Here is a 12,044-nt window from a genome sequence, read left to right as displayed (position 1 = left end):
AATCTCCTTTATGTTAAGAATCAAACAGGCGGAGTACCCGTGTATATGACAAGAAGTGCAGCAAGATTATGTACCCGTTTGGCTGCATATATTGTACCATCATCCGACAATATGCAAAGGAAAAAAACAACCTCTACGTACTTGGATTGTGAAAATGCGTCACAGGTCGGATATAGGTATTCCGATGAAGCAGGCAGATAGCACGATGGTTGGATGAGATCACATACAAAAGGCGGATCGTATACGATGAAGCGGGCTTATTTATATGCTGCCAACGGATTGGTGCCGGATGGCAGCATATCGTCCAGTTGAATCCAATTGCCGTCGCGCAGTGAAAAAGTCATACTTACCATCAAAATATCGCCCTGTTCATTGCCCAGAAATTGATCATTACTCAATAGAAAGCTGACAATACCTTTCTAGTTGTACGTCATTCGATAACCGCAAGCCAAAAAAAGAGCCTGTCTGCACTTCTAGCGAAGATGCGTGACAGGCTAAGTCAGGATGTTATGATCGTGCAGGCAGATGCACGAAAGGTTATGAAAAAGAATACGAACGACGGACAATGGAAATCATGTGATGCAGTTATTTATATGAACTCAGCGGATTGCTGCCAGATTTCAACAGCTGGCTGAACGTGAATTCAAATTCGGGATTGCCCGCAGCACCCGGTGCAATATCGTATTTTTGGAAAAATACGTTGAAGCCACTATCGGTCAGGTAATAATTGTCGAGATATTTGCTAGAGCTTTTGCTCAGATCATTGAACTGATCCAGCGAAACACCCATATCGTCAGCATGCTTGCGAATATCGGCTTGAAGCAGCTTTTTCAGATCTTGACGGTAGCTGGTGTTGGATTTGAGCAGATCATCCAGTTTGACTGGCTTGCCGTCTTTGAGCGAGAACGTCATACCTGTGAGAATGTCATCACCGTGCGCACCACCAAGGAACTGGTAATCGGTCAGCAGGAAGCTGATCACGCCGTTCTGGTTGTAGGTCACTTTGTAGCCACCATCAATCTCGTAGCTCATGTCTTTGTTTGTTGGTGCTCCGAACTCTTTGGCTTGTTTTTGTACAGCAGCTAGGAATTCGTCAAAATGAGCTTTGAGCGCTTTGTTGATTGCTGTTTGTGCAGCGGTATTATCCAGACCAGAGACGACTGGATATACAATATTGATGTTTGTATAGTCATTGCCTGCTTTGGCATTCAATGTTGTCGGTGTAACGGTAACATTGTTGATGCCTGCTTGTGTCAGATTAACGGTGTGGGTGGAATTGTTCCACAATGCACGATAACCAAACGGCTCAGACAGTGCTTTGATCTCGACATACGATACGCCTTTGATCACTTGACCATCGTAGCTGTCACCAATCGTTCCGCCATTGAAGCTGACGAAGACGCCATCATCACCTGTTCCACTATACACTTCGTATGTGGCAGAGGCTTTGCCTTTTTTCACAGTTACCTGATGTGTTTTGGCATCATATGTAACGGATGCACCGAATGCTTTGGCGGCATCTTTTAATGGCACCAATGTTTTGCCAGTTTTGCTCAGCAGTCCCTGCGTGCTGACGGCTTTGCCTTCCACCTGTACATGAATGGCGGATTTGGAAGTGCTTGTTGCCGTTGTTGCCGCCTGAGCGACCGAAGCGTTTCCCGGCATAACAGCTACCGTTCCCACAGCAGCCAGACTGCTCGCCAGTACAACAGCTGCCAGTTTTTGCAGATGCATCGTATTGCCCTTGTAGCATTTGTCCATAAGTATCTCTCCCTGTTTTGTAAGTCCATGACAACATGTATCAGTATATACCCGTTACATGCGGTGTAATTTACAAACTGCTTAAAACCGAATGACAACATAGTCACGTCATCCATGCTAAAAGTGAGGAAAATGTAAAGAAACTTCCTGCCGCCAGTCTTCTACTCTGCCAACAGAAAGTTTCCATTTTTGGAATATGCCCGGTTTGGTAAACAGGGCGTATACTGAAACGATGTGGACATCCATTCCGTATACATCCATACCTTTTGCTATATCCAAACTTTTTTGCCGGTTCATGCGTTATATCATAGGCGGATACAATGTACTCGTATCGCAGCGGTCAAATAAGTTCTTACAAATTTGAAATATGCCGTCAACGCGCGGCATTCATAGCGAGATGCTGCTGCTTATTTCATCGCATATTGCAGGTTCAGGGTAGCATCCAATTCTACGGTTCCCGGTTCAATCGATGTACTGGCGCTATCACTTTCGCTTTTGGCAGCCATTGCTTTTTCAAGTACAACTGGTGGCGTGCTTGTACCTTGTTCGCTAATGGATAAAAGTTCGCCCAATGTACGGTTGGCAGCTTTGGCGATCGCACTTGCTTTGGAAGCTGCATCTGCTACGGCTTTGGACATCACTTGATCTTGATACGTTTGTGGATTCTCAATACCAAAGCTTACGGAACCAAGATTGTTAGCACCCGCTTTGGATGCGTCATCCAGCAGTTGACCGAGCTTATCCAGATCGCGATAGCTGACTTGCAGCGTATGATATGCGGTATAGCCTGTAACCTTTTGTCCGTCTTTGTCGTTATAATTGTAGTTAGGCTGTACATAGAACTGAACGGTCTGAATATCCGCCTGCGGGATCGACCACTGACTTTTCAACAGCGTATTCAGCTTGCTCATTTTCTGAGCAGTTTCAGCCTGTGCCTTCGCAGCAGTTGCAGCCGTTATCTCTACGCCGATCGATACATAAGCGATATCCGGTTTTACTGTGATTTTGCCGTTTCCGCTCACATTGATTACGCCTGTTGCACTTGCTGTCTGAGTCGTTTCCGCTGCATATACGGAAGTCGTTGGCAACGCTACGCTTAACGCCACACCTGTCAATAATGCACCTGCCAGCAATATAGAAGCCAGAGATTGTTTTCTTTTCATTGTCACTCACCCTTTCGCGTTTGTACTTAAGTAAACGCCGGGCATTTGCGGAATGTTGCAACACTTGCCCCTCATTTGGGGTATATAAAAGAGAAGAGCCTGATGGCTGAATGTCCGGGGGTTGAAACCGATTCGCAGGGGGGTCATGATAGAAGAAAGCATTTATTTTGCCGGTTGGTCGCGACAAACACCATCATTTTTACCATTTCACATCATCCCGTGCTGTTGTCAAAAGCCGTGATTCGGATAAACGACGGAATGTCAGGGATACCAGAAAGAGGGGAGCGTCACCATGTTGAATACGAAGTATCTACAAAACTCCATTTTGCTTATGGCAGGTATTCTGTTGTTATGTACAATCTGCAATGTACAACCAGCGAATGCCGCATCTACATCTGCGCCAGCGGCATCATCGACTACAACTGCACCGCCAATAACATCCACACCGGCAGCACCGCGTGAGGTCAAACTGGAATGGAACGGCACCCGCCTTCCACAAAACGGTTTGCTTGTGAATGGAAATACGATGATTCCGATCGTACTGTTACGTGACTCCATCGGTGTTACGCTACGTTACGAAGCTGCCGTCAAAACATATACCCTACTCCAAAATGATGATCAGATCGATATGATTACCGGGGCGTCCGGCATCACGGTTCGTCTGAACAATCATCAATGGAACGGACCAAGCGCACAAATTATCAAAGGCCGTATGTATGTACCATTTTCGGTATTGCGTGATGGATTTGGATATCAGAGTTCATGGAACGCTTCCCAGCTGACACTGAATTTCGCCAAAAAAGGAATCTTTCTCGAATAGAAGTAGACATGCCATAAGCTGATCATTAACGAAATGAATATACCAAAAAACCGCCACCTTAATCGGTGACGGCTTCGCCCTTCATGACATCATGAGGGGCTTTTTATTGGTTTTCCAGTTCTTCTTTGCTAACCAGACCAACTAAAGCGTTTACAGCTGATTCTGCGTCCGCACCTTCAGCGCTGATGTATACTTCAGTACCGGAACTGATCGCCAGACTCATGATACCCATGATACTCTTAGCATTTACTTTTTTGTCATCCTTCTCCACGAAAATCTCGGAAGAATATTTATTTGCTTCCTGTACAAACAGTGCCGCAGGTCTTGCGTGCAATCCCGTTTTCAGACGAACCACTACCGGGTGTTTGATCATGTGATTATTACCCCCTACAATACGTATTCATTGCGATTTATAAGTTTACTACACTGATGCCTCGTATATTGACACTTATTCATCATACTACATTATTATAACACGCGCTTTAGCAGAAAAAAATAAAGCATCCTTACGCATAATAGATATTTTAAGCGAGATGTTCGCCGCGTACTTTATCGGCTAGCTCGTCAATCTTGCGCAGACGGTGGTTGACGCCGGACTTGCTCACGCCGCCCTTGAGCATTTCGCCTACTTCCTTCAGGTTCATATCAGGATGTGCCAGCCGGATTTCGGCGACTTCGCGTAGCTTGTCCGGTAGCTGTTCCAGACCGAGATGACGCTGAAGCAGACGGATATTATCAATCTGGCGTACAGCAGCACCGATCGTTTTGTTGAGATTGGCGGTTTCACAATTGACGATCCGATTGACCGAATTGCGCATATCACGCATGATTCGCACATCCTCAAATTTGAACAGCGCCTGATGCGCACCGATAATGCTAAGGAATTCGATAATCTTCTCGCCTTCCTTAATGTACAAAATAAAGCCTTTTTTACGTTCAATGCAGCGTGCATTTAATTGAAATTCATTCGCCAGATCAACGAGCGCCTGGCATTGCTCTTCATACATGGAGGCAATCTCCAGATGATAGGAGGAGCCTTCGGGGTTGTTCACCGAACCGCCTGCCATAAAGGCACCACGCAAGTATGCGCGTTTGCAGCAATTTTTTCTAACCATCTCTTTGTTAATGCCGGGCGTAAACATAAAGCCCTCAGAAACGATCTTCAGCCGACTTAGAATCTCCTGTACACCAGCGGGAATCCGCACGATATAGACGTTATTCTTTTTTAGCCGCATCTTTTTGCGTACAAGCAGTTCGGTATGGACCGCAAAATGCTTTTTGATCAGGGAATAAATCCTTCTTGCAATTGCGGCATTTTCCGTGGAAATATCCAATATGATCTTCTTGTTGGATACCTGCACGGAACCGTTCATCCGGATCAACGCGGACAACTCTGCATATTCACAGCAGTCATCAGCTTCAACCATCGTTAATTCCTTTTTGGTTTGTGCCGCAAATGACAATGGACTCACCCTTTCGCTAAAATGTGTTTTTTCACTTGTTCATAAATATGATGGCTCAGCATCTCCGCGTCATGGCGAAGATAGGTGCCGTACATGACCATTTTATCCGCTACCACTTTGTAGCCAAGGTCTTCCACTACCTGCTGATCCAATAAAACGGGCTTGGCGCCCTTTTCTGCATATTTTCTCTGTACTTTACGTGGAATCGGTTCGTTGTTGACGAGTACATAGTCGAACAATCGGTGACCGACATGTTCGTAAATGGCATTCAGATGATCGCTTACCGAGTAGCCGTCCGTCTCACCGGGCTGTGTCATCACATTACAGATGAACAGACGCAGCGCGTTGGAGGTGAGAACCGCATCCGCCAGCTTCGGCACAAGCAGATTCGGCAGCAGGCTCGTATACAGACTGCCGGGACCGATCAGAATCGCGTCGGCGCGTTGAATCGCTCTGACGGCTTCTGGCAACGGCTCCACGTGATCCGGTTCAAGGAAAATGCGTTTGATCCGTTTGCCCGCTTCCGGGATTTTGGATTCACCGGTGACGATCTCGCCGTCTTCCATCTCGGCATGCAGCACCACTGCCTGCTCAGCAGCTGGCAGCACTTCGCCACGAACGGCAAATACGCGGCTCAATTCACGCACAGCGGTAACAAAGTCACCGGAAATATCGGTCATCGCCGCCAGAATCAGGTTGCCCAGACTGTGACCGGCAAGACCTTCGCCTTTTTGAAAACGGTACTTGAGCATATCAGACAGCAATGGCTCAACGTCTGCCAATGCAGTCAGCACGTTGCGGATATCGCCGGGAGGTGGCATTTTCAACTCATCCCGCAAAATACCGGAACTTCCTCCATCATCGGCAACCGTCACGATGGCGGTAATATCCAGCGGTTTTTCTTTCAAGCCGCGTAGCATAACGGACAATCCGGTGCCGCCACCCATCACGACGATGCGTGGGCGCAGCACCGGCAAACCCGGCTGTGAAATGGACATAGGTTTCACTCCTTAATGCCGATCACGATCAGCATCTCGATGACTGACACGGACGGTTTCGGTCTCACTCGTTCCCAGCATGCGGCCCAGATATTCCGACAAGGCGACCGAGCGATGCTTGCCGCCGGTACAGCCGATGCCGATAATGACCTGACTTTTGCCTTCATTCCGGTATTGAGGAATCAGAAAATGCAGCATATCGAGCAGTTTGGTCAGAAACGTCTGCGTTTCCGGCCATTTCATCACATATTCGTATACATCGCTATCCTGACCAGTATGTGGACGCAAACTGTCGATATAATGCGGATTCGGCAAAAAACGTACGTCAAAGATCAGATCCGCGTCAATTGGAATCCCATATTTGAAGCCAAACGAGGTGATATTAATCGACAATCGATTCGTCTCCAGATGGGAAAAGCGTGAAATGATCGTTTCTTTTAATTTGATTGGCTTGCTGTTACTCGTATCAATCGTTTGTGTCGCGGATGTCTTCAATTCTTCCAACATTTTGCGTTCCAAACGGATACCGTCCAGCGGCATGCCGTCCGGTGCCAGTGGATGACGACGACGGCTTTCCTTATAACGCTGAACGAGTACAGCATCCACCGCATCAAGGAACAGAATCTCGGTATGAATCGTTTCATGGTTTTTGAGATAGCTCAACGACTCGGAGAGGGCAGCGAAAAATTCGCGACCGCGCAGGTCAATCACCAATGCGACTTTGCCAATTTTACCATTGGACTGTTCGATCAGCTCCGCAAACTTGGGAATCAGTACAGGAGGCAGGTTATCCACGCAGAAGAAACCAAGATCCTCCAGACTCTGCACGGCAATCGTTTTGCCTGCGCCGGACATTCCCGTAATAATGACCATGGTGGCCTGAGTTGAATTTTCGCTAACGCTCATGCTTGTGTCCCCTCTCTGTATCATTGCATCATATCGTCCTATTTACATTCACGTATGGATCATCATCTATATCGGCATAGAACAAGCTTCCTTAAAGCCGGTTAGCGTAGCAGTAAGCCCGCCGCTCCGACAATACCAGCATCATTGCCCAGTTTGGCAGGAATGATCTCCACGCCTTTTTGCAGTGGTTCCGGTGTCAGTTCAGCGAATACTTCACGAATCCGATTGAACAGAATATCGCCAGCCTTGGATACGCCACCACCGATGATAAAGCGTTCCGGATTGAGTGTCGCCGCAATCGCTGCCATCGATTTGCCTAGATAATAAGCAGCGCGGTTGACGATGCGAATACTCACTTCGTCGCCTTCTTTCGCTGCATCGAAGATATCCTTCGCCGTAATCTTCTCGATACTCGACAGGCTGGTATGATCGCCGCGTTCTACCGCTTCTACCGCCATCCGAATAATACCTGTTGCTGAAGAAACGGTTTCCAGACAGCCGGTTTTACCACAACCGCATTGAATCGCTTCCAGATCAGGGACAACCGAGATATGACCGATCTCGCCAGCCAGACCAGAGAAGCCCTGATAAATTTTGCCGTTAATAATAATGCCGCCGCCAACACCAGTGCCAAGCGTATAACATACGCAGTCCATCACACCTTTGCCTGCACCGCTCCAAGCTTCGCCCAATGCTGCTACATTGGCATCGTTATCAATACGGATATTTTTGCCTAAACGGTCTTCAAGGATGGCCCGGATCGGTACATCGCGGAATCCGATATTCGGCGCCAGCAGGATCACTCCGGAGCGCAGATCGGTAAAACCGGCTACGCCTGCTCCTACACCAACGACATGTTCCCATTCATAAGGAGATTGCTCGACGATATAACGTACGTATTTGACGATGTTGTCGATAACCGTCTCCGGGCCCTTTTCCTTTTCGGTTGGACCTTCGTAGGTGTGAAGCAGTTCTCCTTCCTGATTGCAAATGCCTACCTTGATGGCAGTGCCGCCAAGATCGACGCCGACGTAAATATTCTCAGACATTTGACCGAGCCACCTTTTCTACTCAAAATTTAAGTTTATCTGTGTCTATGTTGTCCGTATCTTATGCTTACTTCCAAATGTAAACGTTCGTATCCAACTATAAGCGAATGCCCCCATCAGGTCAAGCGAAACCCGCGGGTCTGTTGTCTTGAAGAAGCCCAGCAAAAAGGGAGCCTTAGACGGCTCCCCTTCCTACGGTGTAATGCTTATTTATCCAGCGCTTCGCTCCAGTCGTGCACCATTGTTCCTTCCAAGAACTTCTCGCAGTCCATCGCTGCCATACAGCCACTTCCTGCTGCGGTGATCGCCTGACGGTAGCGCGTATCCTGTACGTCGCCACAAGCAAATACGCCCGGGATATTCGTTTCAGTTGTGCCCGGTGTAACCACGATATACCCGTGAGCATCAGTGTTAATCTGTCCGCCCAAGAAATCGGTATTCGGGGTGTGACCGATGGCTACGAATATACCATCCGCTTCCACCAGTTCTTCTTGCCCTGTCTCGTTATTCAGCACTTTGAGTCCTTGCAGACCTTTGTCGCCAGCTACTACTTCCAGCGGCTTACGGTTAAGTGCCCAGTTGATCTTCGGATTCTCGCGTGCACGATCTTGCATAATTTTGGATGCGCGCAGCTCGTCACGACGATTGACCACCGTCACATCGGTTGCAAAACGAGTCAGGAAGCTAGCTTCCTCCATCGCAGAGTCGCCGCCGCCGATCACAATCAGCTTTTTGTTACGGAAAAAGAATCCGTCACACGTTGCACATGTGCTGACGCCGCGACCGATATTGTCTTGCTCACCCGGGATGCCGAGGTATCTGGCAGATGCACCAGTGGAAATAATTACGGATTCAGTTTCCAGTTCGCCCAGACCTTCAACCGTTACTTTGAACGGACGCTTGGACAGATCAACCTTTTCCACCCAGCTGGATTTGAACTTGGCGCCAAAGCGTTCTGCCTGCTTGCGCATATTATCCATTAATTCCGGTCCCATAATACCATCGGTGAAACCGGGGAAGTTTTCTATTTCGGTAGTAGTCGTTAATTGACCGCCGGGTTGCAGCCCTTCAATGATCAATGGCTCCATATTAGCGCGAGCCAAATAAATAGCCGCAGTCAGACCGGCAGGACCTGTTCCGATAATAATTGATTTATACATGTAACGAAAACCTCCTTGAAAATGTTTGCTCATTATATATGTTAAACGTATTGTCCCTCTTTTTACCAATTTATACTTTCTCAGTAGAATCGGTATGTAGGGAATGAATTTTCTGTTGTACCTGACAGAGACGACTGATCTTTCTGGCATAGCGGCTAGTCAGCGAAATTGTACTGCCATAACGCTGTGCCACTTCTGCATAGGTTAACGGCTGGCGATGAATACGCGCAACGAGATAATCTAGTGCGGCTGCCCAGCTTTCGGGATGATGCAGACGAGGCAGTTCGGGATAGGAACGTTTGAGGAATTCCAGCCATAACGCCTCTACGTCATGATCGACCTGACTGTCATGAGCGCGTGACGATAAAAGGCGGAACTCGTCCATAACATGCTGCCAGCGTTCATCCCACATCGGCAGCGACGCGCGAACAGACTCCAGATCGTCAATCAGCTTGTCGACGGGCAGCTGCAGCTCTGTTGGCAATGTATACCGATATGAAGGCTCCAATCGCCCTTCCTTTAACGCATCCAGATGATCCAGGTAAAAGGCAGGTATGTCCGCTTCCGGCGCAAACCGTAGCATATTGCGCCAGATTTGCTCAGCCTGCTCATATTTACCTACATAACACGCAGCTGCCGCCATATAATGGTACAGCTCCTGATGCTGTCGCAGCGGCTGTTGATGCAGTAATCGGCGAAAATGCCGATACGCCATATCATGCTCACCCAGCATCGCCATCGTAATTGCCAGCTTCATCAGATACTCCTGATGCATCGGACGCAATTGACGCAGCGTTACAATCTGCGCTTGCAGCTGATCATACTCTCCCAGCTGCTGCATCAGACTTGCCCGATTGCAGAGCGCATGCAGATTGGAAGAATCACGTTCCAAAATATACTCAATCTGCTCTGCTGCCTGCGACAATTGTCCGAGGTGCTGCAATGTCACCGCAAGATTGTTACGAGCGGCATCATGTTCCGGCTGCTGCGCTAACACCTGCCGCAGTACATCGCATGCCTGCTCCAGCTGTCCCGTTGCTAACAAATCTCGCGCTTCGTCATGCAGTTCATCCGGGTCAGACTGTACTTGCTGCTCCTGCACAGCTACTTGCTGCTGCTGTCCACTGCGCGCCAATTCATGATGAATCAGCTCCATCAATTCCTCCGCTTCACTGGCAAAAGGACCGCCGCGATCTTCACTCCTATAGATCAGCAGCTGCTGCTCCGCTTCGGCAAATTGCTCCATATTGGCATAATTATTCGCCATATAAAAATGACACTCGACCATCATCGGGTCGACTTCATTCAGAATCTGTTCCAGCACTTGATTGGAAGCTGCATAATTCCCCATTTCCGACAAAATCCCTGCCATATTGCAATGATTCACCGGATTCTCAGGTTCATATTCCACAGCTTTTTGAAAATATTTCAATGCCTTGTCATAACGATAACGGTCCAATGAGCGCACAGCCCGCTCAAAGAAGAAATTGGCATCCAGTCTGAGCTTAATTACGTTCCGTTCCGCCTCTTCCACATTTCGCGTATGTTCATTCACCGAATCAAGGCACCTCCTTTATTGCTTCACACTTGCACATGACTTCATCAAAATATAATCAGTACCGGTTAGTATACCATATCCTCTTCGCACGCTAAAGACAGAATGACAAAGGAAATGTTTGTAAACGACGGATACGAAACGATCATCTGCCGTATCAGATACCAGCATCGCTGAACATGGTGGCGATCGAACCGCCTTCCATAATAATACGAACCGCATGAGCCAGCATTGGCGCAACCGATAATACTGTCAATCGGTCAAGATGACCGGGCGGCAATTGAATCGAATCTGTCACCACTAGTTCGCGAATCGCTGGATGATCCAATCGCTTCAGCGCCTCACCTGAGAACAGACCATGCGTTGCGCAAACGATTGCGTCATTCGCCCCACGTTCCTTTAAACTCTCAATGACGTTGACAATCGTAGTTCCCGTATCAATTAAATCTTCGATAATGATCGGTGTTCTGCCTTCGACATCGCCGATCACATGGGTGATGACAGACTCGTTATGCGCAGGACGTTTTTTGATCATCATTGCAAAAGGGACATCCAGACGGTTCGCCAACTTTTCCGCAGTATACGCACGACCAGCATCCGGTGATACGACTACAGCATCTGTGATCGACTGATTACGCAAATAATCGCTGATCAGATCCAGTGCAGTCAGATGATCAACCGGTATATTGAAGAAGCCTTGAATTGCTGAAGCATGGAGATCAATCGTAATTACCCGGTCAGCACCAACTGTAGTCAGCACGTCAGCAACCATTTTGGCAGAAATAGGTTCGCGTGGTGCAGATTTACGCTCCTGACGGGCATAACCATAATACGGAACAATAATATTGATCGTACGCGCGGATGCCCGCTTGGCAGCGTCGATCATAACGAGCAGCTCAACGAACAGCTCATTGATAGGATGAGAGAGAGATTGGACGAGGAATACGTCCATATTCCGAATCGTTTCTTCATAGTGTACATACGTTTCGCCACTTTTAAACTGGGACAGCTTGATCTTGCCCAGCGACAGTCCGAGACGTTCGGCAATGGTAGCTGCCAGCTCCGGGCTTGAAGAACCCGAGAAAATTCGCATCTTTTCTTTCATATATCCTCCTGTGAATGGGACAACTTGCTTTTATCCTATTGTATCGCGCCACGTTCGTATATCA

12 protein-coding genes are annotated in these 12,044 nt (G+C 47.9%); 1 reads left to right on the top strand and 11 read right to left on the bottom strand.

Annotated elements, in window-relative coordinates:
* Positions 1 to 257 precede the first annotated feature (257 nt).
* The 3 genes from ACE3MZ_RS00745 to ACE3MZ_RS00735 form a co-directional block, all read right to left on the bottom strand.
* Complete coding sequence (locus ACE3MZ_RS00745; protein WP_411344660.1) at positions 258 to 398, bottom strand: hypothetical protein; 141 nt, start codon at positions 396 to 398, stop codon at positions 258 to 260.
* A gap of 187 nt (positions 399 to 585) precedes the next feature.
* Positions 586 to 1,761: a PdaC/SigV domain-containing protein gene (locus ACE3MZ_RS00740; RefSeq protein ID WP_411344659.1), complete on the bottom strand. Its 1,176-nt coding sequence runs from the start codon at positions 1,759 to 1,761 to the stop codon at positions 586 to 588.
* 407 nt (positions 1,762 to 2,168) lie between these two features.
* On the bottom strand, positions 2,169 to 2,924 hold the full coding sequence (locus tag ACE3MZ_RS00735; RefSeq protein WP_411344658.1) for an SIMPL domain-containing protein: 756 nt from the start codon (positions 2,922 to 2,924) through the stop codon (positions 2,169 to 2,171).
* Positions 2,925 to 3,216: 292 nt separating this feature from the next.
* Here ACE3MZ_RS00735 and ACE3MZ_RS00730 point away from each other — a divergent pair, with 292 nt between their 5' ends.
* On the top strand, positions 3,217 to 3,744 hold the full coding sequence (locus tag ACE3MZ_RS00730; protein ID WP_411344657.1) for a stalk domain-containing protein: 528 nt from the start codon (positions 3,217 to 3,219) through the stop codon (positions 3,742 to 3,744).
* 103 nt (positions 3,745 to 3,847) lie between these two features.
* Here ACE3MZ_RS00730 and ACE3MZ_RS00725 read toward each other — a convergent pair whose 3' ends face one another.
* The 8 genes from ACE3MZ_RS00725 to ACE3MZ_RS00690 form a co-directional block, all read right to left on the bottom strand.
* Complete coding sequence (locus ACE3MZ_RS00725; protein ID WP_188778021.1) at positions 3,848 to 4,117, bottom strand: HPr family phosphocarrier protein; 270 nt, start codon at positions 4,115 to 4,117, stop codon at positions 3,848 to 3,850.
* Between the two features lie 151 nt (positions 4,118 to 4,268).
* Positions 4,269 to 5,207 (bottom strand): DNA-binding protein WhiA, encoded by a 939-nt coding sequence (gene whiA / locus ACE3MZ_RS00720; protein ID WP_411344656.1) that lies wholly within the window; start codon positions 5,205 to 5,207, stop codon positions 4,269 to 4,271.
* Positions 5,208 to 5,212: 5 nt separating this feature from the next.
* The gene (locus ACE3MZ_RS00715; protein WP_411344655.1) at positions 5,213 to 6,205 is read right to left on the bottom strand and encodes a gluconeogenesis factor YvcK family protein; all 993 of its coding nucleotides are present in this window, start codon (positions 6,203 to 6,205) and stop codon (positions 5,213 to 5,215) included.
* A gap of 12 nt (positions 6,206 to 6,217) precedes the next feature.
* The gene (gene rapZ / locus ACE3MZ_RS00710) at positions 6,218 to 7,111 is read right to left on the bottom strand and encodes an RNase adapter RapZ (protein ID WP_411344654.1); all 894 of its coding nucleotides are present in this window, start codon (positions 7,109 to 7,111) and stop codon (positions 6,218 to 6,220) included.
* 101 nt (positions 7,112 to 7,212) lie between these two features.
* Complete coding sequence (locus ACE3MZ_RS00705; protein WP_411344653.1) at positions 7,213 to 8,160, bottom strand: ROK family glucokinase; 948 nt, start codon at positions 8,158 to 8,160, stop codon at positions 7,213 to 7,215.
* Between the two features lie 206 nt (positions 8,161 to 8,366).
* Positions 8,367 to 9,320 carry a thioredoxin-disulfide reductase gene (trxB, locus tag ACE3MZ_RS00700; RefSeq protein WP_411344652.1) on the bottom strand — a complete coding sequence of 318 codons (954 nt, stop codon included), beginning with the start codon at positions 9,318 to 9,320 and terminating at the stop codon, positions 8,367 to 8,369.
* 70 nt (positions 9,321 to 9,390) lie between these two features.
* Entirely contained in the window at positions 9,391 to 10,875 is a 1,485-nt protein-coding gene (locus ACE3MZ_RS00695; protein WP_411344651.1) for a tetratricopeptide repeat protein, read from the bottom strand.
* A 157-nt stretch (positions 10,876 to 11,032) separates the two neighbouring features.
* Positions 11,033 to 11,980, bottom strand: coding sequence for a ribose-phosphate diphosphokinase (locus tag ACE3MZ_RS00690; protein WP_411344650.1), 948 nt, complete (start codon positions 11,978 to 11,980; stop codon positions 11,033 to 11,035).
* Between the last annotated feature and the right edge of the window lie 64 nt (positions 11,981 to 12,044).

Origin of the sequence: Paenibacillus sp. WLX1005 (genome assembly GCF_046603685.1) — a bacterium.
In the GTDB taxonomy this organism is placed as follows: Bacteria; Bacillota; Bacilli; order Paenibacillales; family Paenibacillaceae; genus Saccharibacillus.
Note: the sequence above shows the minus strand (reverse complement) of the source record. Positions and strands in the feature narration are given on the sequence as shown.